Source organism: Streptomyces sp. NP160 (genome assembly GCF_006335115.1).
GTDB lineage: Bacteria > Actinomycetota > Actinomycetes > Actinomycetales > Quadrisphaeraceae > Quadrisphaera.
In genome coordinates this window covers 80,676-106,345 of the sequence record NZ_VDMJ01000008.1, presented here as the reverse complement: position 1 = coordinate 106,345, position 25,670 = coordinate 80,676, and the positions used below count along the sequence as shown (strand labels likewise).

Genomic DNA, 25,670 nt, shown 5'->3' with positions numbered 1-25,670 from the left:
GTGGGGGACCCCAGACCACGGTCAGCTGCTGGGTCAGCTCTTGTTCAGGGTGATGCTGTCCAGCTCGGCGAAGCCCGTGCCGCCCGCGAAGCTCGGCGACCCCTTGGCGAGCCGGATGACGTTGTACCCGGCCTTGAGGTCGAGCGAGGCGCTCGACGCCGCGGTGCTGCCGAAGGTGCCCCACGAGCCCGTCGTCGGGTAGGAGATCGTCGACCAGGCACCGCCGTTGTAGGCGAGGCCCTGCGTGGCCGTCGACGTGCCGCCGTTGGCGTAGCGCACCGACATCGAGTACCTGCCGGCCGTCGGCACGTTGACGACGAAGTCGACGAAGCTGTCCTTGCGGACGTCCCCGGACCCGTCGATGCGGCCCACGTAGTACCCGTTGGACGCGGACCCGGCGGCCAGGCGCTGAGCGTTGTTGACGGAGGCGTTCTCCGCCTCGTAGGTCTGCTGCCAGCTGGTCGTCGGGCCGGCGGCCGGGGTGACGAGCAGCTGGTAGGCGGCCCGCGCGTCCATGCCGTTCACCGGGACGGTCACCGAGCCGTCGGACGCGACGGTCAGGGTCTGGGTGGACACCGGCTGCGGTGCGGACGCCGCCGTCTGGCGCCCGGTGATCCCGCTGGCGGTGAGGGTGACCTTCACCTGGGAGCCGAAGCTGCCCAGGCCCGTGACCTTGACCGCGTCGTCGCCGTAGTCGCCACCGAAGACGACGTTGACGATCTTGCGGGTCGAGTCGAGGGAGGCGATGCCGTCGAGGTCGCCGGAGGCGGTGACGGGCAGCATCTTGCCGGCCATGTCGCCGTACCACTTGTACATGTAGTACGAGGCGGTCGGCTGGCCGTTGTAGAAGAGGCCGTTGGCCGTGCCCGACTCGTACCAGTAGGCACGCTCCGCGTCGTTGACCCCGGTCCTCTCGAACTGGGCGATGTAGTGCAGCGCGGCGCTGGGCACGTCGACCTGGTCGGTCCAGGCGTACTCGTTGATGGAGATGGGGCGCGGGCTGATGCCGAGCTCCTTCTCCAGCGCGCGGTAGTCGGCGACGTGCTCGTCGATGTTCTGCCAGCCCTGGCTGAGCTCGTGCCACACGATGACGTCGGGCAGGGTGCCGTCGGCCTTGGCCTGGGTGAGGAACGACTTGATGAAGTCGCGGTTGTAGATCGTGGTGCCGGGGCCGATGATCGGCGTCGCGGTGTCCAGCGAGCGGATCTTGCGGTACGTCTTGGTCCAGCCGTCGTTGTACGGGCCGGCCTTGGCGGTGTCCCAGGTGCCGTCCGGCTCGTTCCAGATCTCCCAGCCGTTGATGCCCGTGGTCGTGGTGGCGTTCAAGCGCGCCTTGACCATGGTGTCGACCTTGCTCAGCCAGTCGTCCCAGCTGACCCACTTGTAGGGGAAGTCGGGGTAGACGTCGGGCATGCGGATGTACTGCTGCGCGCCGACGGCGGTGACCGTCGGGGCCACCTTGAGCGCGTCGCCCGTCGGGGTGGTGGCCCCGTTGCCGAGCTGCTGGACGCCCGGCGGTGGCTGGGTGAGCTGGTTGAGCCGCAGCGGCATGAGCTGCGCCGCTGAGGGGGTGTTCGCATCGGCGATGCCGTACAGGGTGCCGGCCGCGACGTGCGTCACGGGTCGGAGGTCGCCGCCGGCGTTGACGACCAGGGTGTTCCCGCTGGCCTGTGCGGCGCTCACGGGGGCCAGCAGCGAGGCGAGCACCAGGCCGGCGGTCGCGGTGCTGCTGAGGACGTGCTTTCTCACGGAAGGCTCCTTCGCCATCTCGGGAGGGACCGCACAGGTGCGCGCGACCCGGGCCCGCCCTCACCAGCGTGCGTGGAGAGCGGGGGTCTGGAGGCCGCCGGGCAGGACGTGCTGGGGGACGACGTCCCGCCCGGCGGCGGCTCGAGGGTGCCGTCAGTCCTTGACGGCTCCGGCGGTGACGCCGGCGGCCACGTAGCGCTGCGCGAGGACGAGCAGCACGGCGGCGGGGACGGAGGCGACCACGGCGGTGGCCATGATCGAGCCCCACTCCTGGTTGTTGTTGCCGATGTAGCGGTAGATGCCCATGGTGATCGGCTGCAGCTTCGAGCCCGAGGCGAGCGTCGAGGCGAAGATGAAGTCCGACCAGGCCCACAGGAACGCGAACAGCGACACGGTCACGGTGGCGTTGCGGCTGACGGGCAGGACGACGGAGACGAACGTGCGCCAGGTGCTGGCCCCGTCGACGCGCGCCGCGGCCATGAGCTCGTCGGGGATCCCGCTCATGAAGGCGGTGTAGATGAGAACCCCGAACGGCACCGCGATGGTGGAGTCGGCCAGCACCAGGCCGGGGAGGGTGTTGAGCACCCCCAGCTTGATGAAGGCAGCGTAGAAGCCGATCGCCATGATGATCCCGGGGATCATCTGCGCCACGAGCAGGGCGAAGTTGAGCACCCCGGCGCCGCGGGGGCGCAGCTTGGCGATGGCGTACCCCGCCGGTGCGGCCAGCACCAGGGTCAGCGCCACGGTGGCCACGCCGATCAGCAGGCTGGTGCCGAGGTAGGGCATCTGGTCGCGCAGCACCGCCCGGTAGCCGTCCAGGGTGCCGTTGACCGGGAACAGCGCCGGAGGGGTGCGTCGCATGTCCTGGGTGCGGGTGAAGGAGACGTTCACCATCCAGTAGACGGGGAAGAGCATCACCGCGGTGAGGACCAGGCCGAGGGCGGTCTTGGCGCCGCGGCGGGCCGCAGGGGTGACCGCGCTGTGCCTCGCGCTGGCCGTGGTGGTGCTCACGAGTCCTCCTGGCGGTGCTGAGCGCGGATGTAGACCAGGCCGGCGACCAGGGCCATGAGGATCAGCAGGGTGCTGATGGCCGAGCCGGTGCCGAAGCGGGGGAGCACGTTGCCGAAGCTCTCGTCGTAGGACCAGGTGGCGAAGGTCTGCGAGGAGTCGCCCGGACCGCCCCGGGTCATGATCCAGATGATGTCGAAGACCTTGAGCGTGTACACGAGGCCGAGCAGCAGCGTGATGGCGCTGACGGGACGCAGGAGCGGGAACGTGATGCTCCAGAACTTCTTCCACGCCCCTGCGCCGTCGAGCGACGCTGCCTCGTAGACGTCACCGGGGATGGACTGCAGCCCGCTGTAGACGATGACGAGGTTGAACGGGATGCCGATCCAGATGTTGGCGATGATCACCGAGACCAGCGCCCACTGCGGTGATGTCAGCCAGTTCACCGGGCTGACGCCCACCAGCGACAGGGCGTAGTTGACGACGCCGGAGTCGCTGTTGAGCATCCAGGCCCAGGTCGAGGCCGACACGATGAGCGGCAGCAGCCACGGCACGAGGAACAGGGCGCGCAGCGTCGTGGAGAGCCGGAAGTGCTGGAAGAAGAACACCGCCAGCGCCATCCCGAGGGCGAACTGCACCCCGATCGAGACGAAGGTGAACACCAGCGTGTGCCACAGCGCGGGCCAGAACGTCGGGTCCTGGAAGACGTCGACGTAGTTGGCGAAGTCGTTGAACTCCGCACCTCCCTGCACGAACGACCTCACCGTGTAGTCCCGCAGGGACAGGTCGAGGTTGCGGTACAGCGGCACGGCGTAGAACGCCAGCAGGTACACCACCACGGGGGTGGCGAACGCCCACGCGGTGAGCTGGCTGGTGGTGGCGGGCGAGCGGCGCCTGCCGCCAGCCCGACCCCCAGCCCGGGGGCGGGACCCGCCGGAGCGGGTCCCGCCCTGAGGCGCTCGGCCGGACGGCTGCGCGTCGGCCCCCTGGCGGGAGCCCGCGCCCCCGCCCTGCTCGAGCGTCGTCATGTCAGCTGGTCGCCGAGGCCGCAGCGGTCTGGGCGTCCTTCATGGCCTGCTCCGGCGTCTTCGAGCCGGACAGCGCCGCCTGCACCGCGTCCCACATCGGCTCCGAGATCTTCGGGTAGTCAGTGCCGAGGTTGTCGCTGGTGCGGCCCTTCGCGCCCTGCACGGCCTCGACCCACGGCTTGAGCTCGGCGTCAGCGGACTGCTTCTCCTGCACGGCCTGCGTGGCGCCGATGTAGGACAGCGTGGTGTCGGTCGCCAGGGCGTTGTCGGCGCTGGTCAGGCAGCTGATGAGCTTGGTGGTGGTGGCGTAGCGGGACTCGTCGGTCTGCACCGGCGCTGCCACGAACTCGCCACCGGTCGGCGCCGGGGCGACGCCGCCGCTCTCGGCCGGGATCGAGATGACGCCCCAGTCGAAGCCGGTCTCCTTGGCGTTGCCGAGCTGCCAGGTGCCGTTCTCGGAGAAGGCGTAGTCGCCGGTGGCGAACTCCTGCCAGCTGGTGGTCTGGGTGTTGTTCAGCACCGAGTTGGGGGCGTAGCCCTTGTCCAGCCAGTCCTTCCACAGGCTCAGCGCGGCGACGCCCTGGCTGGAGTCGAGCTCCTTCAGGTCGGCACCGGAGCCCCAGAACCACGGCAGGAACTGGAAGGAGCCCTCCTCGGTCCCGATGGCGGAGAAGGTGATGCCCTTCTTGCCGGCGGCTTTCACCTTCTCCAGAGCCGCGTTGAGGCTGTTCCAGTCGGTGACGCTGGCCGGGTCGACCCCGGCGGCGTCGAGGACGGCCTTGTTGTAGTACAGCGCGAGCGTGTTGGCGCCGACGGGGACGCCGTAGGTCTTGCCGTCGACCTCGCCGGCGCCGATGAGGTTCTCCTCGAAGGCCGAGGTGTCCAGGCCGAGGGTCTCGGTGTCGGTGAGCGCCCCGGCGTCGGCCAGCGTGGAGATCACCGGGTTGTCGATGAGGATGACGTCGGGCGAGGTGCCCTGCTGGGCCGCGAGCAGCGCCTTGTTGGTGAGGTCGGTGGTGTCGTACCCGGTCCGCTCCACGGTGACGCCGTTGTCGGTGCCGCACTTCTGCAGCAGCTTGACCCAGTCGGAGGAGTCGTCGAACTGGGGGTACGGGTCCCACACGGTGTAGGTGCCGCCGGCCGCACCGGAGCCTGAGGCAGCGGGGTCGGCGGCGTCGGTCGAACCGCCGCCGCAGGCGGACAGGCCGAGCGCGGTCACGGCCGCCACGGCGAGGGCGAGGGTGGAGCGGCGGGCCCCGCGGGACGTGGAGGAGCAGTGCATCACGGTGTTTCCTCTCTGAAACAGGGTGCTTGCCCGAGCGGGGCGCTCGTGGCGGTGGTGGGGCGTGGTGGGGCGGGAGAGCGGTGGTGCTCCGGCCGGTTCAGCCGGTGGGCGCGTCGGCCAGGGGGAGCCAGACCCGCATGGGTCCCGGTGAGCGGTTGGCCCACCGGTGGTAGGGGACGAGGGGCACCACGGCCACCTCGGTCTCGTGCGTCCGCGGCGCGCTGCTGTACAGCGCGTCCTGCTGGGGACGCTCGAACGACACCTCGGCCTCAAGGAGCACTGGGGCGACGGCGCCCTCGGGCGCACGAACCGCCCCGAGGACGCGGCGCAGGCGCACGTCCTCCAGGACGACGCCGGCGGGCAGGTCGGCCTGCTCCAGGGCGTAGACGACGGGCCCGCGGGCCAGGGCCACGCACCCGCGCACGGCGTCGACACGCGGGTGGGGGGTGAGCTGGCGGACGGTCACCCCGATGTTGAGGACGACCTCGTGCCGACCCGCCCATGACCGCCTCAGCCGCACGTACCCGTCCGCCGCAGCGTCGTCGACGGCGGCGCCGTCGACGGTGACCGACCAGTCGCGGGCCCAGGAGGGCACCCGGACGGCGAGCTCCCACGCCTGGGCGTCCTCGCCACCGGTCACGACCACCCGGGTGGTGCCGCCCCACGGCTGGTCGGAGGTCACCTCCAGGTGCACGGGCGTCCCGCGCGTGCCGACCAGCGCGTCGACGTCGGCGCTGGCGTGGTGCTGCAGCTGCAGGCCGGCGGGGGAGCTGGTGAGCAGGTAGTCGTGGACGGAGGTCAGCAGCCGCGCGATGTTGGGCGGGCAGCACGCGCAGGTGAACCAGGCCAGGCGCTGGGTGGGGGCGTCCTCGTGCTCGCCGCCGTGCCCGGTGCGCAGGTGGAGCGGGTTGGAGTAGAAGAACTCCGTGCCGGACATCGACGTCGAGGCGGCGAGCGCGTTGTGCAGCACGTGGTCCATCGCGTCGGCGTAGCGCGCCTCACCGGTGGCCAGCAGCAGGCGCCAGGCCAGGTGGAAGGTGGCGATGGCGGCGCACGACTCGGCGTAGGCGCGGTCCGGCGGCAGCTCGTAGGCGTCGCCGATGGCCTCGTCGCGGTGGCGCGAGCCGTGCGCGCCCGTCACGTAGGTCTTGGTGGCGTCGAGGTCCTCCCAGATGCGCACCGCGGCCGCGAGCAGCTCGGTGTCCCCCGTCTCGACCGCGACGTCGACGACGCCGGTCAGCAGGTAGAGCTGGCGGACCGCGTGGCCGGTGGCCTCGTGGGCCTCGCGCACCGGCACGGCGTCCTGGAAGTAGGCCGACCCGAACCTGTCCTCGCCCAGCCAGCCGTGGCCGCGCAGCTCGAGCTGGCGGGCCGCGGTGTCGAGGTAGGGCCCGTGGCCGGTGAGGCGGTAGAGCTCGACCAGTGCCGTCTCGACCTCGGGGTGGCCCTCGACGTACCCCGGGCGGCCGGTGCCGCCCGGTCCGAAGAGGGCGACGACGAGGTCGGCCATCGCCCGGGCGGTCTCGAGGGCGCCGGGCAGCGACCCGGTGCGGGCGGCGGCGACGGCGGCCTGCAGCAGGTGTCCGGCGGTGTAGAGCTCGTGGCCCCACTGCGGGTCGGCCCAGCGCTCGACGGCGGGGTCCCCCTGCACGCGGCTGTTGACGTAGCCGTCGGGCTCCTGCACCCGGCGCACCAGGTCGACCAGGGCCTGGGCGCGCTGCACCAGCGAGTGGTCGGCGGGCAGGCGGGTCGAGGCCCACGCGACGGCCTCGACGGCCTTGTAGACGTCGGTGTCGGTGAAGAACATGCCGGTCAGCGGCGCGTCGCTCTCACCGGCGAGGCGGGCGAGGTTGCTGCGCGCCTCACCCTGCTCGACGCGGTCGAGCACGTGGGGGAGGGTCGCGGTCAGCGTCACCCGCTGCCAGTCGTGCAGCCACCCGGCGGTCAGCCGGGCCGCGTCGTGCGGCAGGGGCCGCAGCGGCGAGAGCGCAGCGGGCGTCGGTGCCACCGGGCCGGCGGCGCCGTGCGCCGGGGACTGCGCGCGCGCCTCGGGGCGCTCCACCAGATCCGTCACCGTCGACGTCCTCTCTGGGCCTCCCGCCGTCGCGGTGGGAGGGGGTCTGCTCGCCGGCCTCGCCGGCGAAGGTGAGGAAAGGTTTCCTCTTCTCGACGTGCGGCGTCAAGGGTTTTCTCGCAACTGCTTCTCGAACGCTGCATCTTCGCAGTTCAGACAAGGTGAAACGGTTCCTCACCGGCGTGGCGCGCGGCGACCCATCGCTGCGGAAGGGGGGAGGTCGGGGAGGAGGCGGTGAGCGGGACCGTCAGGCGGACGGGGCGGCGGAGGGGTCCGTGGACCCGCGCACCACCAGGGTGCAGGGGTGCGAGCGCACGCCCGCCCCCACGCTCACGCCGCCGGCCTCGCCGTCGATGACGGCGAACAGGTCGCGCACGGCCGAGGCGCCCAGCACGTCGAGCTCCATGTCGATGCTCGTCAGGTGCGGGTCGGTCTCGAGCGCGAACGCGCTCCAGTTGTCGAAGCCCGTGACGGCCACGTCCCCGGGGACGCTGCGGCCGGCGGCCTGCAGAGCCGTCACCACGCCGTAGGCGATCTGGTCGGAGCCGCACAGCACCGCGTCGACATCGGGGTGCTCCGCCAGCAGGCGCTCGGCGGCCTGCCGGCCCCACCGCTGCGACCAGGGGCCCTCGAGCACCTCGCCGACCAGCTCGACGCCCAGCGCCCGGCTGCGCTCGCGGACCCCCGCCGCCCGCTCGGTGACGGCGCGGACCCCGGTGGGCCCGGTGATGTGCGCGATGCGCCGCCGGCCGAGGGCGTGCAGGTGCTCCAGGGCCAGGGCGGCACCGCCGCGGTCGTCGGGGACGTGGCACACGTCGCGGGGGTCGCCCGTCTCGCCGTGCAGGTACACCACCGGCAGGGAGACGTCGGCGCCGAGGGAGGGGGTGGGGGAGTTGTTGTCCCCCAGCACGAGCAGCCCGTCCACCTTGCGCGCCTGGTACAGCCGCGCCAGCTCGCGCAGGCGGTCCGGGTCGCCCTGGGCGTCGGCCGTGACCATCGACAGCTCCACCCGGTTCAGCGCGGACTCGGCGCCCAGCATCGCGGGCACCGCCCACCGGCGGGAGAGCGTGTCGATGATGAGCATCGCCACCGTGCCGCTGCGCCCCGACAGCAGGCTGCGCGCGAGCGGGTTGGGCGTGAAGTCGAGCTCCTTCGCGGCCCGCAGGACCTTCTTGCGCGCCTCGGCGGAGACCCGCGGCTGGCCGTTGATGGCCTTGGAGGCGGTGGTGAGGGAGACGCCGGCCCGGCGCGCGACCTCCACGAGGGTGGGAGGGCGCTGGCTCGACACCCGCGCATGGTGCCAGCCGCGGTCGCCGGGAGTCGACACGGCGGTCCTGTCCGGCCCGGTCAGCGCGCGGCCGCGTCGCCCGCGGTGAGCAGGCGCGTGGTGGAGGTGTCCAGCTGGTCCGCCGCGGCGGGGCGCGCCACGTGGTAGCCCTGCACGACGTCGCAGCCGAGCTCCCTCACCCGCTCCAGCACGTCGGCGTCCTCGACGCCCTCGGCCACGATGCGCAGGCCCAGGGCGTCCTTGAGAGCGGTGGTGCTGCGGATGAGCGCCGCGGCGACCGCCGAGTCCTCGGCGCTGGCGGTGGCCTCCAGGCCCCGCACGAAGCTCCTGTCGATCTTCAGCTCCCGCACCGGGAGGCGCTGGAGGTAGGACAGCGACGAGTAGCCGGTCCCGAAGTCGTCGAGGGACAGCGTCACGCCGATGGCCGCCAGGCGCTCGAGCACCGGGACGGCGCGGGCGTGGTCCCCCATCACGGTCGACTCCGTGAGCTCCAGCGTGAGCCGGGTGGCCGGCACGCCGGCCTGGGCCAGCGCCGCCGCCACGAGGTCCGGCAGCGCGGGGTTGGCCACGTTGCGGGCCGAGAGGTTCACCGCCACCGAGACGTCGACGCCGCCGTCCTGCCACGCGCGCAGCTGCCGCAGCGCGACCCCCAGCAGGTGGTGCGTGAACGGCTCCACCAGGCCCGTCGACTCGGCCAGCGGCACGAACCGGTCGGGGCTGAGGCGGCCCAGCCGCGGGTGGTCCCAGCGCACCAGCGCCTCGACGCCGGTGACCAGGCCGAAGGCGAGGTCGAGCTTGGGCTGGTAGTGCAGCATCAGCTGGTCGGTGTCCAGCGCCCGGCGCAGGTCGGAGAGCAGCTCCACGCGCTCGGCGCGGCCCTCGTCCATCGAGGTGGTGTAGACCACGGCGCCGGTGCCGTCGCTGCTGGTCCGGGCGGTGTCGGCGCGGCGCAGCGCGTCCCCGAGGTCGTCGCCGGGCTCCGCGAGCGCCACGCCCAGGCGGGCCGTGGTGGACACCGACGCGGAGCTCAGCTGCACCGGCGCGTCGAGCACGTGCTCGACCCGGGCCGCGGCGGCGAGCGCGTCCTGGAGCGCGGGCACGCCGTCGCGCGGGGCGAGCGCCGCGGCGAACTCCTCACCGCCGAGCCGGCCGACGAGGGCGCCAGGCAGGGCCAGCTCCAGGCGGCGCGCCACCAGCTGCAGCATCTCGTCCCCGCTGCGGTGGCCGAGCACGGCGTTGACCTCGGCCGCCCGGTCCAGCGTGAGCACCAGCACCGCCGGCGGGACGCCCGTGGTGAGCAGGGGAGCGGCCAGCTCGGACAGGCCGACCAGGTCGGGCAGCCCGGTGAGGGCGTCGTGGCGGGCGTCGTGCAGCTGGCGGTCGAGGAGCCAGGCGCTGCGCAGCGCGACGGCGAGGTGCCCCGCGAGGGTCTGCAGCAGCGCGATGTCGTGGCGGGCGAAGGTGGCGGTCTCCCCGAGCCGGTCGGCCACGAGCACCAGGCCCGGCGGTCCCCGAGGTCCACGGGGCAGACCATCGCCTCGCGCAGCCCGTGCGCGGACAGGAAGGCCGCCTCGTGGCGGTCGTCGGTGTCACGGCGCAGCAGCCACGGTGCACGGGCGTCCGCCACCTCGCCGAGCACGCCGTCCTGAGATGTCGATCTGTCACTCACTGTGCAGACACGATCATTCCACTCTTGATCAACCGGTCGGCTTGGTGATCAAGACGTCACTCACAGTCATGTACCTGGGTGCGACTTCCGTCGTAGCCGTGCCGTGCGGTCACCGGATCCGAAGGCTCTGGCCGCCGTGCTGCACGGATCCGCGCCGGGATGCTTGTGACGCCCAGGGATGCACCCCTACGGTCGGTCCACCCTCGAGGGCTGGGACGACGAGGAGGTCGCATGCGCACCGGGTACGTGTGGGAAGAGCTCTACGGCTGGCACGACACCGGCACCCACGCCGCGTTCGTGCCGCCCGGCGGGCTGGTCCAGCCCCACCACCACGTGGAGTCGGCGGAGTCCAAGACGCGCTTCGCCGCGCTCGTGGAGGTCAGCGGCCTGGCGGCGAAGCTGGACCGCGTGCGCGCGGTCCCCGCCAGCGAGGAGGACGTGCTGGCCGTCCACACCCGCGAGCACCTCGAGCGGATCAGGGCCGGGAGCGCGGCCGAGCGCGGCGGTGACGCTGGAGACGGCACCTCGCCGTTCGGCCCGGGCGGGGTGGACATCGCCCTGCTGGCCGCCGGCGGTGCGGTGCAGGCCGCGAAGGCCGTGGTCACCGGCCGCGTCACCAACGCCTACGCGCTGGTCCGACCGCCGGGCCACCACGCCCGCCCCGAGACCGGGATGGGCTTCTGCGTGTTCGCGAACGCCGCGATCGCCGTGCAGCACGTCCGCCGCCACCACGGGGTCGAGCGCGTGGCCGTCGTCGACTGGGACGTCCACCACGGCAACGGCACCGAGGAGGTCTTCGCCGAGGACCCCGACGTGCTGACGATCTCGGTGCACCAGGACCAGCTCTACCCCAAGGGCACCGGCCGCGTCACCGACCGCGGCCGGGGGGTGGGGGAGGGGTCCTCGATCAACGTGCCGCTGCCCGCCGGCACCGGCAACGACGGCTACCTGCACGCCGTGGAGCAGGTGGTGCTGCCGGCGCTCGGGCGCCACCACCCCGACCTCGTGGTGGTCGCCTCCGGGTTCGACGCCGGTGCCCTCGACCCGCTCGGCGGCATGGTGGTGACCACGACGGGCTTCCGCCGCATGGCCCGCGCGGTGCTCGACGCCGCGGAGCGGCTCTGCGGCGGCCGTGTGGTGATGACCCACGAGGGCGGCTACAGCCCGGTGTACGCCCCGCTGTGCGGCGTCGCGGTGCTCGAGGAGATGTCGGGCGAGCGGACCGCCGTGACCGACGTCCTCGCCCACGAGTACGAGGACCTGCCCGACCAGGCGCTGCGGCCCCACCAGGCCGAGGCCGTGCGCGCTGCCGCCGAGGCCGCCGGCCTGCTCGGCGTGGCGGTCCCCGCGGGGGTGGCGCGGTGAGCACCGTCGACCGCGGAGCGCAGCAGCCCGGCCAGCAGCCCGGCCAGCAGCCCGGCCAGCAGCACGGCCAGCAGCACGGCCTCGTCGTCGACGGGAAGCTCCGGCGGGTGCTCGGCACCCCGTCGCTGGTGCTCTTCGGCCTGGCGTACCTCGTGCCGCTGACCGTGTTCACCACCTACGGCCTGGTCACCACCGAGACGAGCGGCCACCTCGCCACCGCCTACGTGGTCACCACGGTGGTCATGGCGTTCACCGCCGTCAGCTACGCCCTCAACGTCAGGGCCCACCCCTCGGCGGGGTCGGCCTACACGTTCGTGCAGCGCACCTTCGGCGCCAGGGCGGGGTTCCTCACCGGCTGGGTGCTCATGCTCGACTACCTGCTGCTGCCGATGATCAACTACCTCGTCATCGGGCTGTACGTCAACGCGCAGTTCCCGTCGGTGCCGGCCTGGCTCGTGGTGGTCGTGGCGGTCGCGCTGGTGACGACGCTGACGGTCGTCGGCATCACCGTCGTCGACAAGGCCAACGTCGTGCTGGTGGGGGTGCAGCTGGTCTTCGCCGTCGTGTTCGTGGCCGTCGTGGTCGCGCAGGTCGGCGGTGCCGACGCCCCGTCGCTGACCGCGCCGTTCGTCTCCGACGAGCTGCAGTGGGGCACGGTCTTCTCCGGCGCGGCGGTGCTCGCGCTGTCCTTCCTCGGCTTCGACGCCATCTCCACGCTCTCGGAGGAGGCCCGCGAGCCGCGCCGCACCGTGCCGCTCGCGATCATCCTCACGACGGCGCTCGGAGGGGTCGTCTTCATCGTCCTGTCGTGGGCGTCGCAGACCGCCCTGCCGGACTGGCGCTCCATCACCGACCCCGACTCCGCCGGGCTGCAGGTCATGACCGAGGCCGGCGGGCAGCTGATGGCCTCGGCGTTCCTCGCGGCCTACATCGCCGGCTGCGTGGCCTCGGCCACCGCCAGCCAGGTCTCCGTGGCGCGGGTCCTGTTCGCGATGGGCCGCGACGGCGTGCTGCCGCGCCGCCTCTTCGGCAGCCTCAGCGCCCGCTTCCTCACCCCCGTGGGCGCCACGCTCGTCGTCGCCGCGGTGTCGCTGCTGGCCCTCGTCATCGACCTGGGCACGCTCGCCTCGATCATCAGCTTCGGGGCGCTCGCGGCCTTCTCCCTGGTGAACGTGACGGTCATCAAGGGCTACGTCGTCGACGGCGGGCGCCGCTCCCCGCGCGACCTGGCCCTGTACGCGGTGGTCCCGGCCGTCGGCTTCCTGCTCACGCTGTGGCTGTGGACCAACCTCACCGCGCTGACCTTCCAGGTGGGAGGCGTGTGGGCGCTGGTCGGCGTGGTCTACCTCGCGGTGCTGACCCGGGGGTTCCGCCGGCCGACGCCGCAGCTGGCGGTGGACCACACGCCCTGATCCCGGTCCCGTCATCCGCCCGTGCGCCCGTCCGCGCCACGGGAGGCGGTCTGGAGATCAAGGAGTCCGCCCCGACCGCCGATGCACGGGTCGTGACGTGGGCGCGGTGGCACTGGAGCGGGGCCGTGGCGCTCGGCGTGGCCGGCGCGGTGCTCGTCCTCGCCATCGCGGGCCCGCTTTCCGCGTCGGTGCAGCTGCCGCTGAGCGCCGTCGGCGTGGCCGCGATGGTGGTGGGTGCGCGCCGCCGCGGTCGGCGCGGAGCCGGCTGGTGGGGCCTCGCCGCCGGGTACGCGCTGTGGCTGGCGGGTGACGCGGTGCACGTGGCGGCCCTCGCCGCCGGATTCGACGGCGCCGGTTCACCGGCCGCACCCCTGTACCTGGCCGCCTACCTGCCGATGGCCGCGGGGCTGCTGATGCTCACCCGCGACGCGGGGGCCCAGCACTGGCGCGCCCGCGCGCTCGAGGGCGGCATCGCCGCCGTCGGCCTGGCCCTGCTCGCCTGCGTGGTGGTGGTGGGCCCGGCGCTCGCCAGCACCCGCCGCGTGGCGGCCGACCACGTGCTGGGCGCCAGCTACCTCGTCGGTGACGTCGTTCTCCTCTCGCAGGCCGTGGTGCTGCTCGCCGCCAGCCGGTGGCGCGCCGCGGGGCCCCGCCTGGGAGCGGCCGGCGTCGCCGTCGTCCTGTCCTGCGACGCCACCTGGGTGCTCTGGGGGGACCACAACCCCTACCAGTCCGTCCTGGCGGTGGGTGTGCTCGTCAGCAACCTGCTGTGGGCGGCGGCGGCCCTGCACCCCGACGCCGAGAGGCGCGACGTCGACGCAGAGCCGGCGACCATGGGCCTGCTGCCGGCCGCGGGGCTCACCGCGGCGCTCGTGCTGCCCTCGGCGCTGCTCGGCGTGCTCGTGCTGCTCGACCTCCACGGGAGCGGCGGCGCGGACCCCCGGCGCGACGGCGGCTGGGAGGACGGCTGGCTCGTGTGGGCCGTGGTGGCGGCGGGGACGGCCATGGCGGTGCTCGTGGTGGCGCGCACCGCGCTCGCCGTCCGCGCCGCCGGGGCGTCCGTCACGGCCCTCGAGGGGCTGGCGCGCACCCTGGAGCGCCAGGCCGCGCACGACCCGCTCACGGGGCTGGCCAACCGCGCCACCAGCCGCGCCCGCCTGGCCTCGGCGCTGCGCAGCGGGCGCCGCGAGGGCCGGGGCGTGGCGCTGCTGTTCGTCGACCTCGACGGCTTCAAGGCCGTCAACGACACCCACGGGCACCGCGCCGGCGACGAGGTGCTGCGCGCCGTGGCCGGTCGCACCACCTCCTGCGTGCGCTCCAGTGACGTGGTGGGGCGCCTGGGCGGTGACGAGTTCGTGGTGGTCCTCACCAGCGCCCGCGACCAGGACGACGTCATGGCGCTGGCCCGGCGGCTGGTGGCGGACCTGTCCGCCCCCATGACCGCCGACGGTCACGAGGTGGCCGTCGGCGCCAGCGTCGGAGCGGCGTGGAGCCCGGACGGGCAGGCCGAGGCCGACGTGCTGCTCCACGAGGCCGACACCGCCGTCTACCGCGCCAAGGCGGGCGGGCGCGGGTGCGCCGTGCTCTTCGACGAGGCGCTGCGGGCCGAGGTCGCAGCCCGCGCCGCCCTGGAGGCGGACCTGCGCGCCGCCCTCGCCGCCGACCAGCTGGACCTGCACTACCAGCCCGTCCTCGACCTGCGCGCGGGCCGCGCCGACGGCCTGGAGGCCCTGCTCCGCTGGAACCACCCGCAGCGGGGCCCGCTGCAGCCGGAGGAGTTCGTGCCGCTGGCCGAGCGGTCGGAGCTGGTCTGCGACCTCGGCCGCTGGGTGCTCCGCACCGCCGCCGCCCAGCAGGCCGCCTGGGCCCGCGCGCGCGGTGACCACGGACCGATCGTCGGCGTCAACATCGCGCCCCGGCACCTGGCCAGCTCCGCCGTGGTCGACGACGTGGCCCAGGCCCTGCAGGCGGCCGGCGTCCGGCCGGGGCGCTTCGTGGTGGAGGTCACCGAGACCGACGTGGTGGGGTCAGGCCCCTCCGTGGAGCACCTCCAGGCGATCCGCGCCCTCGGCGTGCTGGTCGCCATCGACGACTTCGGCACCGGGTACACCTCGATCGGCCAGCTCCGCAGGCTGCCCTGCGACCTGCTGAAGATCGACAGGTCGCTGGTCACCTCCCGCGAGCCCGGAGCGCTGGAGCTGCTGGCGCTCGCGGTGCGCGCCGGGCACGCGGTGGGCGCGCTGGTGGCGGTCGAGGGCGTCGAGACCCGCGAGCACGAGGCGGTGGTGCGCGCCGCGGGGGCTGACCTGGGGCAGGGGTGGCTGTGGAGCCGGGCGCTGCCGGCCGCCGAGCTCGACGACCTGGTCGTCTCCGGAGGGCGGCCGGCGCTCCTGCCGTCGGTGCTGCGGGCCCCCGCCGCGGGCTGAGGTGCTCGGGTGTCGTGGGAGTCACACCCGCTGCACTGGGCGCATCGTTGCACTGAGTGCATGATGTGGGGGTGATGCTGGTGCCCCACGACCGGCGGGCCGCCCTCAAAGCGCGTCACCGCGCGGCGATCGTCACCGCCGCCCGCCAGCTGCTGGACGAGCGCGGCGCGGCCGGCTTCACCACCGACGACCTCGCCGCCCGCGCGGACGTCTCGCGCCGCACGGTGTTCAACCACTTCTCCCACCTCGAGGACGTCGTGGTGGCCTGCGTCGAGGGGGAGCTGGAGACCGCCATCGCCGCCGTGGAGGCGGACCTGGCCGCCTCCGCCGAGCGCCCCGGACCCCTGGACGACCTCGTGGCGACGCTCAGCACCCCCGCGGTGACCACCACCCTCAGCTGGCTCGGGCGCGCCCTGTCCGCGCCCGGCCGCGAGGCCGCCGCGGAGCGGGTCCGCCTGCGGGCCATGCACCGCTTCGGCGCGGGCGCCGCCGAGCGCCTGGCCGAGCGCTACCCCGGCACCAGCCCCCTCGAGCTGGTCCTGCTCACCACCACCGTCATGAACGGCATGGCCGTGGTGGCCGAGACCTGGCTCGAGGAGACCGGGGGGACGCTCGACGAGGGCGGCCGACGCCGCTGGGCGGACCTCCTGGACGTGCTCTTCGCCGCCGTGCGCCACGGCTTCGTGCCGCGCGCGGCACCCGTTCCCGCTTCTCGACCGACGGAAGGCTCCTGACGTGGCCCGCTGGCTGTACGCGCTCGGCTCCCTCGCCGCGCGCCGCCCCCGCACGACCATCGGCACCTGGCTGGTGCTCCTCGCCCTCGGGGTGACCGGGTACCTCACCCTCGGCGGCACCCTGTCGTCCACGGTGAGCCTGCCCGGGACGCCGACGGCGAGGGTCGCCGCGCAGCTGCAGCAGGAGTTCCCCGACGCCAGCGGCGGCAGCGGCACGGTGGTCTTCCACGCCGAGGACGGTGGCGCCCTCACCGACGCCCAGCGCGCGCAGGTCTCCCAGCTGCTGGAGCGCGTGGCCACCACCCCCGGCGTCGAGGGCGTGGTCGACCCCTTCACCACCACCGCCCAGCGCGAGCAGCAGGCGGCCCAGCTGGAGGACGGGCAGCAGCAGCTGCAGGCCGCCCGCGCCCAGCTGGACGCCGGCCAGGCCCAGCTGGACGCCGGCCGCGCCCAGCTGCAGGCGCTGCCGGCCGCGGCCCAGCAGTCCCCCCGGGTGCAGGCCCAGCTCGCTGCGCTCGAGCAGCAGCAGTCCCAGCTCGACGCCAGCCGCGCCCAGCTGGAGGACCAGGCCCGCCAGGCCGACCTCGGCAGCCGCCTGCTCGCGGTGTCCGAGGGCGTGCGCCAGGTCTCGCAGGACGGCGGCACCGCCCTCGGCGTCGTCCAGTTCTCCCTGCCGCAGGACGAGGTGACCCCCGAGACCAAGGAGGCCGTGGTCTCCCAGCTCGAGGGCGCCGACCTGCCGGGCGTGCAGGTGGCCCTCAGCCAGGAGCTGGTGCAGGAGGTGCCCGAGGTCTTCGGCCCCGGTGAGGCGGCGGGCCTGGTGATCGCCGCCGTCGCGCTGCTCGTGGTGCTCGGCACGGCGGTCGCCGCGGCCGTGCCGATCGTCTCCGCCCTGGTCGGGGTGGGGGTCGGGGTGACCGCTGCCCTGTCCCTGTCCGGTGTCGTCGACATGATCTCCGTGACGCCCGTCCTCGGCGTCATGCTCGGCCTGGCGGTGGGCATCGACTACTCCCTGTTCCTCATCAACCGCCACCGCCGCCAGCTGCTGCACGGGATGCCGCTGCGCCCCTCGATCGCCCTCGCCACCGGCACCGCCGGCAACGCCGTCCTCTTCGCGGGCCTGACGGTCGTCATCGCCCTGGCCGCGCTCAACGTCACCGGGATCGGGTTCCTGGGCCTGATGGGCACCGTCGGCGCCTTCTGCGTGCTCGTGGCCGTGGCGATGGCCGTGACGTTCACCCCCGCCGTGCTCTCCCTGCTCGGGGCCCGCGTGCTGCGGCGCAAGGAGCGCGCGTTCTACGACCGGCACGACGCCGCCGCGGAGCGGCAGCGCCACGACGACGACGAGGCGGAGGAGGCCGCCCAGGCGGCGCTCAGGCCCATGAGCACCGGCCGCGCCGTCCTCACCGTGGTGCTGGGCGTGGCCGTGCTGGGCCTGCTCGCCGTGCCCGCCGCCTCGCTGCGCCTCGGCCTGCCCGACGGCTCCTCGGAGTCGAGGGACTCCACCCAGTACCAGGCCTTCGAGCTGACCCAGCGCGCCTTCGGCGAGGGCGTCAACGGCCCGCTGCTCGTGGTGGCCGACCTGGCACAGCCGGTCACGGGCACCGACCAGCTGGCCGAGCAGGTGCGCATCGCCGAGCAGCTCAAGGGCCTGCCCGACGTCGCCGCCGTCGCCCCCGTCGGCGCCTCCGCCGACCAGCGGCTGCTCGCGTTCCAGGTGGTCCCTGCCGGTGGCCCGACCGACGAGTCGACCGAGGCTCTGGTCCAGGACATCCGCGACCTGCCCGAGGGCTACGGGGTGGCCGGGGTGGCCAGCGGCAACATCGACGTCTCGGAGAAGCTCGCCAGCGCGCTCCCCGGCTACCTCGGCCTCGTGGTGGGCCTGTCGCTGCTCATCCTCGTGGTCGTCTTCAGGTCCCTGCTGGTGCCGCTCACGGCGACGCTGGGCTTCGTGCTGTCGCTGTTCGCCACGCTCGGGGCGATCACCGCGGTGTACCAGTGGGGATGGCTCGCGCCGGTCTTCGGCGTCACCACGCCGGGACCGGTGCTGAGCTTCCTGCCGACGATCGTCATCGGCATCATGTTCGGGCTGGCGATGGACTACCAGCTCTTCCTCGTCTCCGGCATGCGCGAGGCCTACGCCCACGGCGCGAGCGCCCGCACCGCCGTCACCGCGGGCGTCAAGGCCGGGCGCCGCGTGGTGGTGGCCGCGGCGATCATCATGATCTCGGTCTTCGCCGGCTTCATCGGGTCGGACTCGGTGATCATCCGGTCCTTCGGGTTCGGCCTGGCGTTCGGCGTGCTGGCCGACGCGTTCGTGGTGCGCCTGCTCGTCATCCCCGCGGTGATGCACCTCCTCGGCCGCAGCGCCTGGTGGCTGCCGCGCTGGCTGGCCCGGGTGCTGCCCGACGTCGACGTGGAGGGCGCGTCCCTCGAGCGCTCCCACGGCAGGGCTCCGGCCGCGGACGCCGCGGAGGCTGCTCCGACCAGGTGAGGCTCCCGCGGGGTGCCCATGACGTGCTGCGCCGCTGCCCTCCACGGGCCGCCGCGGCGCGTCGAGCACGGGGGAGCCGCCGCGTCCGCGGCGCCGGGGAGGAGCCCACCGTGAAGCACACCGCCGTCGTCGTGCCCGCTGCCGTGCTGCTGGCCGTCGCGGGCGCAGCAGCCGCCTACGCCGAGCCGGGCGACCCCGCCCGCGGCACGGCGGCCACCGCCGAGGTCGCAGCCACCGCGGACGTCGCGGAGACCGCACCGACCGCCGAGCGGGCGACCACCGCCGACCGCGCCGACACCGCCGACACCGCTGACACCGCTGACACCGCCGACACGGCGGCCACCGCTGACCGGGCGGCCACCGCGTCGACCGCCGACACCGCCCCCGTGGGCACCGCCGGCAGCACCGCGGGCCTCGCGCTGACCGCCTCGGTGGCGGGCACCGGAGCGACGGCCTCCGTGGCCGGCACGGGCGTCGCCGGGGTCGCGGGTGCGGTGGGAGAGGTCGGCACCGCCGGCGTGGCCGGCACGGCCGGCGCCGTCGGCACCACCGCGGGCGTCGCGGGGACGGCTGCCACCGGGACGGCCGGGACCGTCGCCACGACCGCGGCCACCGGCACCGCCGGCGCGGTGGGGACGGTCGGGACGGTGGCCGGCGTGGCCGGCACCGCGACCACAGCGGCCACCGGGACCGCGGGCTCGGTGGGACTGACGGCCTCCCTGGCCCCGCAGGGCCTCACCGCCGCGGTCGCCCTCTGACCGTGCTCAAGGCGCGCACCTGCGGCGCCGAAGCACCCAGGAGAGACCTGCGTCCCCGCTCGGTGGACGCGCCCACCGCCGGGGAGGACGTCGACGTGGAGCAGCTCGTCACAGCGCACCGCGCGACGCGCGAGCCGTCGGGCTGGGGCGTCGCCGACCTGCGCGAGCTGCTCGCCGGAGGACGCTCGGCGGGGGAGCTGCTGGTGCGCTACCAGCCGGTGGTCCGCACCTGCGACGGCGAGCCCCTGGCCGCCGAGGCGCTGGTGCGCTGGCGCCGGCCCGACGGTTCCCTCGTGGCGCCGGACGGCTTCGTCGGCGTGGCGGAGGCCCACGGCCTGGGCGCAGCTCTCGACGAGCTGGTGCTGCACGAGGCGCTGCACCAGGTGCTGCGCTGGGACGCAGCCGGCGTCCGCGTGCACCGCGTGGGCGTGAACCTCGGGCGCAGCAGCATCGAGCGCCCCGACCTCGTGGAGGCGGTCGCCCGCGCCTGCGCCTGCGCCGGGACGGGACCGGACCGGCTGGTGCTGGAGGTCCTCGAGCACGAGCGGCTCCACCTCGACGACGGGGTGCTGGACCGGCTGCAGGCCCTCGCCGACGCCGGGACCACCCTGGCCGTGGACGACTTCGGCTGCGGCTACGGCGACGTGGGCCGCCTCGCCCAGCTCCCGGTCGGGCTGGTCAAGCTCGACCGCTCGCTGCTGCCGGGGAGCGGCACGCCGCTGGCGCGCACCGCCCCGGACGCCGAGCGGCTGCTCGCGGCCGTCACCGCCCTGGCGCGCGGGGTCGGCGCAGAGGTGACCGCCGAGGGCGTCGAGACGCCCGAGCAGCGCGCCGCGTGCGCCCGCGCGGGCATCGGGCACCTGCAGGGCTGGCTGTTCGCCCCCGCGCTGGAGCCCGACGCCGTGGTGGACCTGTGGCGCTCGTACGCCGCCTCCGCGACGGCACCCGGCCAGGACGGCGGCGCGGCGCAGCCGCCGGAGCAGCAGCTGGCTGCGTCGTCGTCCTGATCCGGCTGCGCCGCGGGACGCACCCTCAGGAGGCGGTCAGCGGCGGCGCAGCACCAGCCGCACGAGGGTGCCGAGGACCGAGAGCACGGCCCCGGCGACGGCGAGCGGGCTGCTGGCGGGGGCGGTGGCGGACCGGGACACGGTGGGGCTCCTCGTCGAGCGGGGGACGGACGAGGGCGACGCTAGGGCCAGCGGTGCCGCCCCCGCTGCCGATCCGCTCGTCCGGAGCACGCCGCGGCGGCGCGCCGCGCCGACACGCCCGCCCTGCTCCGGGAGGGTGAGCCGGCGCACCCGCCCGGGCGACCGGGGCGGGCCGGCTCAGGCTCGGTGTGCTGCGTGCCGACACAGGAGGTGTGACCCAGCGCAGCGACGCTCTGAGGGGCGTGGAGCAGCAGCTCCTCGCCCTGGTCACGGTGCCCGGCCGGCCCGCCGCCGCGTCCGCGCTCACCGGACCGAAGCACCTCTTCCGCGCCGTCGCGTCCATCCAGCGCGACGGTGCCCCGCAGCCCCAGGTGGGGGTCGACTCCGACGGTGACCTGCAGGCCCGGTGGACGGTGGGCGCCACCGAGCTGGTGCTGACCGTCGAGGACCGCGGCGCCGGCTACCTGTGGGCGCTCGGCGCCGACGGCACCGAGCTCCTCTACGCCGAGTGGTCGCCGTCGGAGCAGCCGCTCGAGGTGTGGCGCAGCGCCTCCGACCTGCTCGCCGCACCGAGCCAGGAGCCCTGCGCGGCCTCCTGAGCTGCCGGTACCCGGTGGTCAGCCGGCCACGCGGGCCGCGAACGCGTCGGCGGTGCTCGAGGAGACCACCGACGGGCCGCCGAAGACCAGCGCCGAGGTGGGCCTGCCCGCCTTCGACAGGGCCGACAGCGCCGAGCCCACCGCGGGTGAGAGCGCGTCCGGCGGCGTCAGCAGCAGGGGGCCGTCGAGGTTGCCCATCGCCGCCGCCCCCGCCAGCGCGTCGGGCCAGTTGGTGCCGGTGGCCAGGCCCACGTCGTCGACGCGCGCCGCGCCGGTCGCGGCCGTGAAGCGCGCGGCGACCAGCCGCGCGGTGTCGTAGCGGTCAGCACCGACGATCGCGCGCTCCGCGCCGTGCCCGCTGGTGGCCGCCGCGGCCGGGCCGCCCACCGCCACGAGCAGCTCGCTGTTCGGGTCGTAGGTCTCCAGGTAGGCCAGCGTCGCCGCGGGCATCGTGGAGCCCTGCGTGAGGAGCACCACCCCGCCCGTGCGCGACGCCAGGGCCGCGACCGCCAGCCCGTCGGGGTAGTTCGCGCCGCTGGCCACGTAGACCGGCGCGCCGGGCACCGGGTCGTCCACGGCCGTCTGGGCGGCGATCTTCACGGCCGTCTCGTACCGGTCCGCCCCTGACAGCCGCGTCACGGTGTACTTGCTGCTCACCGCCTTCAGCGCGGTCTCCGCGGCGGCCGAGACCGCGCTGGTGCCGCCCAGCAGGTAGACGGTGCCCGTGGTGGTGGGCTTGGCGGTGGTGGAGGCGTCAGCCGCGGCCAGCGCCACCGGGGCGGCCGTCGTCGTCGCCGGGACGGCCAGCACCCGCCCGACCTCGGCGGCCACCTCGGCGTTGAGGGCCAGCGGGTCGGTCAGCAGCAGCGGTGCGCCGACGGCCGCGGCCAGGCGGGCGCCGGCCAGGGAGTCGGCGTAGCTGGTGGAGCTGGCGACCACCACGGCCCGCGCGCTGCCGGCGTCCGGGAACAGCTGCTGGGACACCTTCACCGCGGTGAGGACCCGGTTGCTGCCCTGGTAGCGGGTCAGCCCCGGGCCGGGCGCGGCGATCCCGCCGTACGGCACGACGGCCGCGGACGCCGGGGAGACCGGCGCCGTGCCGAAGGCGTTGGTGGCCGCCACCGTGAAGGTGTACGACGTCCCGGCCCGGAGCCCGGTGAACGTGGTGCTGAGCGTGCCCGCGGCCACGGACCTCGGCGTGCCGGCGGTGCCGCCGGCGGTGGGCGTGACGACGTAGCCCGTGACGGCCTCGCCGGCGGCGGTGCTGGCGGCGGGCGCGGCCCAGGTGACGGTGGCGCTGCCCTGGCCGGCGGTCGCGGTGGGCTTGGCGCTGGTGGCAGCGGGAGCAGCACCGACGGCGAGGGTCACCTCCTGGTCGTCGTGCGTGACGGAGTTGTCGGCGCGCACGGTGAAGGTGCACCGGCCCGACGTGGCGGGGGTGGCCGTCAGCACCCCCGTCGTCGCGCCGATGGCGCCCGGGCCGAGGCACGCAGGCGCTGCGCCACCGACGAAGGACCACGTGATGGTCGGCGTCCCGGTCGCCGTGAAGGTCCGGGTCAGCGCAGCGCCCCTCACCGCCGTCGTCGGAGGCGTCGAGGTGATGCGCACGGGGGCGGCTGCCGGTGGGGGTGGCGTCAGGGTGACCACCGCTGAGCTGCTCCCCGCGGCATCGGCGACCCAGACGACCCCCGAGCCGGAGACGGCCAGCCCTTCGACGTCGCGGAACCCGCCCGTGCCCACCGCGCTCGAGGTGCTGCCGCTGACCGCGGCGACGGACGTGGTGCTGCCCACCAGGACGTCACCGGACCCCGTCACGACGAGCGCGTCCGGCGCGGGCGTCGTCGCCGCCGTCGTGACGGCACCACCCGCCGACACGGAGCGCACGAGCCCGTTGCCGGTGTCGGCCACGAAGAGCGTCGACGAGCTGTCGACCGCGACCGCCTGCGGCCGGTCGAGCTGGGTCGTCGCGCCGGTGCCCGAGGACGCCGCGCCGGCGACGCCGGTCCCGGCGACGACGGTCAGCGTGGTCCCGACCACCTTCTCGACCTGGTTGTTGCCGGTGTCGGCGATGTACAGGGCGCTGGCGACGGGGTCCCAGGCCAGCCCCGTGGGCTCCTTGAGCGGAGAGCTGGCCGCCGGGCCCGGCTGCGGTGCGCCTCCCGGTGCGGCGCTGCCCGCCACGAGCGACAGGGTGACCGTCGCGTCGGCGACGGGCGCCGGTGTCGAGCCGACGCGGTTGTTGCCGGTGTCCGAGACGTACAGGGTGCTGCCGCCCAGGGCGAGGCCCCGGGGATCGCTCACGCCGCTCAGCGTGGTCGTCGCGACCAGGGCGCCGGTGCCCGAGAAGGTGAAGATCTTGCGTGCCGCGCCGTCGAGCACGTACGCGCGGCTGCCGTCCGGGGCGACGGCGACGGCGTCGGCGTCCGTCAGGGTGCTCGTCGGCACGGGGACGGTGGCCTGGGTGTACGACGGGACGGCCTGGGCCGGCGGGGTCGCGCCCGTGAGCGCCGCAGCGACGAGCGCAGCGGTCACCGCAGCAGGCGCCCACCGCCGGGGCCGGGGCGTCTGCGGGCACTCCACAGGTGAGATCGTCCGCGAGGACGGGCGTCCGGCGGGGGAGCGACACGCGCTCGTCGTCGTCCTCTCCGGGAAGCGCCGGTCGGAGGCCGGTGGTGCGGGACGCGGGACGGCGGGTGACGATCAGGGGGTGCAGCTGGACCTCGACGACGTGCCCGTGACCACCCTGTCCGGCGAGGAGACGACCTTCGGGCAGCTCCGGGGCGGCGGGGCGGCGCTGGTGGTGAACGTGGCTTCGCGGTGCGGTCTCACGCCGCAGTACGAGCAGCTGGAGGCGCTGCAGCGCACCTACGGCGAGCGCGGCCTCACGGTGGTGGGCTTCCCCAGCAACCAGTTCCTCCAGGAGCTCGGCTCGGAGGAGGCGATCGCCGAGTACTGCTCCACCACGTGGGGCGTGACCTTCCCGATGTCGGAGAAGGTCAAGGTCAACGGACGCAGCGCCCACCCGCTCTACCAGCGGCTGACCACCGTGCCGGGGGCTGACGGCAAGGCGGGGCGGATCTCGTGGAACTTCGAGAAGTTCGTCGTCGCGGCCGACGGGACGGTCACCCGGTTCAGCCCCCGCACCCGACCCGACGACCCCGCGGTGCTCGCCGCCGTGGAGGCGGCCCTGCCCGCCTGAGGCGCGGCGTCGGCCGGCTCAGGGCAGGGAGAGGGCCAGCCGGGCGGTGCGCTCGGCGAGGTCGCTGACCCGAGACCCGTCGAAGCCGGACAGGGCGGACCTCACGGTGTCGTGCAGGGGGTCGACGAGGTGCCGCGGCAGGCCCGCCGTCCCGGCCCAGCCAGCCGGCCAGGACCCGGTCGCGGACGTCGTCGTCGGTGAGGGCGGGCCGCTGCTCGGCTGGCGCCGCGCTCGGCAGCGCCTCGAGCACCTCCTGCGCGCCCTCGGGCTCCTCGTAGGCCCAGCCGGCCGAGCGCGGCAGGTCGGCGAGGCCGTCGACGAGGCCCCACCAGCGGCCGCGGTCGCGGGGGTCGGTGGCGTCGGCGGCGCGGACCACCGCACCGACCGCGGCGGAGTCGTGCCCGGACTCCAGCTGCTGGTCGACCTCGGCCCAGAACACCGTGCGCGGGTCGGTGGGGTCGAACTGCGCGTCGAGCTCGGTGGCGAACAGGCCGTCGTCTCGCGCTGCGGGGGCCACGTCCCCACGCTGCCACGACACCGCGGAGGCGGGAAGGTGCTCGGGAGGCCCGTGATCACGGGTGGGGGAGGGGGTCAGACCAGGAGCAGGGCGACGGCGGACAGCGCCGTCAGCACCAGCGTGAGGTTGGTGAACAGCTGCTGGGGGACCCGGCGCAGCACCTTCACCCCGACGAACGCGCCGACGAGCAGCGCCGGCACGAGCAGCAGGTCGAGCAGGAGCGACTGGGGGTCGATGAGGCCCAGCTGCACGCTGAAGGGCACCTTGGTGACGTTGACGATGGCGTACAGCCACGCGGCGGTCCCGACGAACGCCATCTTGCTGACGCGCATCACGAGCAGGTACATCGAGGAGATCGGGCCGGCGGCGTTCGCGACCATGGTGGCGAAGCCCGCGCCGCCGCCGGCCAGCGCCGCCGTGACGCGCCGGCGCGCCGGCCCCCAGGTCTCCGGCCCGGAGGGCGCCGTGACCACGCCCGGCTCCTCGGTGGGCGCGGCCGGCCGCAGCAGCGAGCGCAGCTGCATCGCCGCGAGCACGAGCAGGAGCACGCCGAGGAAGCGGCGCAGGACGACGTCGTCCACCGAGTCGAGGAAGACGACGCCGAGCAGCAGCCCGCCGATGAGGTAGGGCAGGAGCCTGACCAGCAGCTTCCAGTCGGCGTGTCGGCGGTAGAGAGACACCGCGATGACGTCGCCGACGATGAGGAGCGGCACGATCGCGCCGGTGGAGGCCCGGGTCGGCAGCACCAGCGCGAAGATCACCGCCACGAGGGTGCCCAGGCCGGAGAACGCGGTCTTGGAGAAGCCGATGACCAGGCCGCCCAGGGCCAGCAGTGCCCAGTCGAACGCGGTGAGGGTCGAGAGGTCGATGCTCACCGGGCGCTCACCGCTTGACCCTAAGGGGTGGTCGGTTTCTGT

At 74.6% G+C, this 25,670-nt stretch carries 19 protein-coding genes; 9 read left to right on the top strand and 10 right to left on the bottom strand.

All coding sequences use genetic code 11. The features are described from left to right. Nucleotides 1-33: 33 nt before the first annotated feature. The 7 genes from FHN55_RS06105 to FHN55_RS06075 all read right to left on the bottom strand — a co-directional run bounded on the left by FHN55_RS06105 (nucleotide 34) and on the right by FHN55_RS06075 (nucleotide 9,922). Nucleotides 34-1,749: a hypothetical protein gene (locus FHN55_RS06105; RefSeq protein WP_218974393.1), complete on the bottom strand. Its 1,716-nt coding sequence runs from the start codon at nucleotides 1,747-1,749 to the stop codon at nucleotides 34-36. A 153-nt stretch (nucleotides 1,750-1,902) separates the two neighbouring features. Next, the gene (locus FHN55_RS06100; RefSeq protein WP_139711393.1) at nucleotides 1,903-2,664 is read right to left on the bottom strand and encodes a carbohydrate ABC transporter permease; all 762 of its coding nucleotides are present in this window, start codon (nucleotides 2,662-2,664) and stop codon (nucleotides 1,903-1,905) included. A 92-nt stretch (nucleotides 2,665-2,756) separates the two neighbouring features. Then, nucleotides 2,757-3,785, bottom strand: a complete 1,029-nt coding sequence (locus FHN55_RS06095; protein WP_139711358.1) for a carbohydrate ABC transporter permease — start codon at nucleotides 3,783-3,785, stop codon at nucleotides 2,757-2,759. 1 nt (nucleotide 3,786) lies between these two features. Beyond that, nucleotides 3,787-5,067, bottom strand: coding sequence for an extracellular solute-binding protein (locus FHN55_RS06090; RefSeq protein WP_139711357.1), 1,281 nt, complete (start codon nucleotides 5,065-5,067; stop codon nucleotides 3,787-3,789). A 100-nt stretch (nucleotides 5,068-5,167) separates the two neighbouring features. Continuing rightward, complete coding sequence (locus tag FHN55_RS06085; RefSeq protein ID WP_218974392.1) at nucleotides 5,168-7,144, bottom strand: glycoside hydrolase family 127 protein; 1,977 nt, start codon at nucleotides 7,142-7,144, stop codon at nucleotides 5,168-5,170. A gap of 247 nt (nucleotides 7,145-7,391) precedes the next feature. Further along, nucleotides 7,392-8,432 (bottom strand): LacI family DNA-binding transcriptional regulator, encoded by a 1,041-nt coding sequence (locus FHN55_RS06080; protein ID WP_139711356.1) that lies wholly within the window; start codon nucleotides 8,430-8,432, stop codon nucleotides 7,392-7,394. Between the two features lie 59 nt (nucleotides 8,433-8,491). After that, nucleotides 8,492-9,922 carry a bifunctional diguanylate cyclase/phosphodiesterase gene (locus tag FHN55_RS06075; RefSeq protein WP_139711355.1) on the bottom strand — a complete coding sequence of 477 codons (1,431 nt, stop codon included), beginning with the start codon at nucleotides 9,920-9,922 and terminating at the stop codon, nucleotides 8,492-8,494. Nucleotides 9,923-10,332: 410 nt separating this feature from the next. On the opposite strand from FHN55_RS06075, the gene FHN55_RS06070 reads away from it, so the two are divergent. From FHN55_RS06070 to FHN55_RS06030, 8 genes are all read left to right on the top strand, one after another. Then, complete coding sequence (locus FHN55_RS06070; protein ID WP_139711354.1) at nucleotides 10,333-11,466, top strand: class II histone deacetylase; 1,134 nt, start codon at nucleotides 10,333-10,335, stop codon at nucleotides 11,464-11,466. Further along, nucleotides 11,463-12,878, top strand: a complete 1,416-nt coding sequence (locus FHN55_RS06065; RefSeq protein WP_139711353.1) for an APC family permease — start codon at nucleotides 11,463-11,465, stop codon at nucleotides 12,876-12,878. Before FHN55_RS06070 ends, FHN55_RS06065 begins: the two co-directional genes overlap by 4 nt. A 92-nt stretch (nucleotides 12,879-12,970) precedes the next feature. Next, a complete protein-coding gene (locus FHN55_RS06060; protein WP_139711352.1) occupies nucleotides 12,971-15,304 on the top strand; it encodes a bifunctional diguanylate cyclase/phosphodiesterase in 2,334 nt (777 codons plus the stop codon). A 74-nt stretch (nucleotides 15,305-15,378) separates the two neighbouring features. After that, complete coding sequence (locus FHN55_RS23225) at nucleotides 15,379-16,038, top strand: TetR/AcrR family transcriptional regulator (protein ID WP_257570740.1); 660 nt, start codon at nucleotides 15,379-15,381, stop codon at nucleotides 16,036-16,038. A 1-nt stretch (nucleotide 16,039) separates the two neighbouring features. Continuing rightward, a complete protein-coding gene (locus tag FHN55_RS06050) occupies nucleotides 16,040-18,532 on the top strand; it encodes an MMPL family transporter (RefSeq protein WP_139711351.1) in 2,493 nt (830 codons plus the stop codon). A 110-nt stretch (nucleotides 18,533-18,642) separates the two neighbouring features. Beyond that, on the top strand, nucleotides 18,643-19,290 hold the full coding sequence (locus tag FHN55_RS22575) for a hypothetical protein (RefSeq protein WP_180357675.1): 648 nt from the start codon (nucleotides 18,643-18,645) through the stop codon (nucleotides 19,288-19,290). Nucleotides 19,291-19,352: 62 nt separating this feature from the next. Continuing rightward, a complete protein-coding gene (locus tag FHN55_RS06035) occupies nucleotides 19,353-20,297 on the top strand; it encodes an EAL domain-containing protein (RefSeq protein WP_180357674.1) in 945 nt (314 codons plus the stop codon). Between the two features lie 353 nt (nucleotides 20,298-20,650). Further along, nucleotides 20,651-21,037: a hypothetical protein gene (locus FHN55_RS06030; protein WP_139711347.1), complete on the top strand. Its 387-nt coding sequence runs from the start codon at nucleotides 20,651-20,653 to the stop codon at nucleotides 21,035-21,037. Between the two features lie 18 nt (nucleotides 21,038-21,055). On the opposite strand, the gene FHN55_RS06025 is transcribed toward FHN55_RS06030, so the two are convergent. After that, entirely contained in the window at nucleotides 21,056-23,569 is a 2,514-nt protein-coding gene (locus FHN55_RS06025; RefSeq protein WP_218974390.1) for a cell wall-binding repeat-containing protein, read from the bottom strand. Between the two features lie 181 nt (nucleotides 23,570-23,750). On the opposite strand from FHN55_RS06025, the gene FHN55_RS23220 reads away from it, so the two are divergent. Beyond that, the gene (locus FHN55_RS23220) at nucleotides 23,751-24,236 is read left to right on the top strand and encodes a glutathione peroxidase (protein WP_218974401.1); all 486 of its coding nucleotides are present in this window, start codon (nucleotides 23,751-23,753) and stop codon (nucleotides 24,234-24,236) included. Here FHN55_RS23220 and FHN55_RS22570 read toward each other — a convergent pair. Both FHN55_RS22570 and FHN55_RS06010 read right to left on the bottom strand, forming a co-directional pair. Then, complete coding sequence (locus tag FHN55_RS22570) at nucleotides 24,169-24,753, bottom strand: hypothetical protein (protein ID WP_180357673.1); 585 nt, start codon at nucleotides 24,751-24,753, stop codon at nucleotides 24,169-24,171. The genes FHN55_RS23220 and FHN55_RS22570 overlap by 68 nt on opposite strands. A gap of 74 nt (nucleotides 24,754-24,827) precedes the next feature. Then, a complete protein-coding gene (locus FHN55_RS06010; protein WP_218974389.1) occupies nucleotides 24,828-25,628 on the bottom strand; it encodes a sulfite exporter TauE/SafE family protein in 801 nt (266 codons plus the stop codon). Between the last annotated feature and the right edge of the window lie 42 nt (nucleotides 25,629-25,670).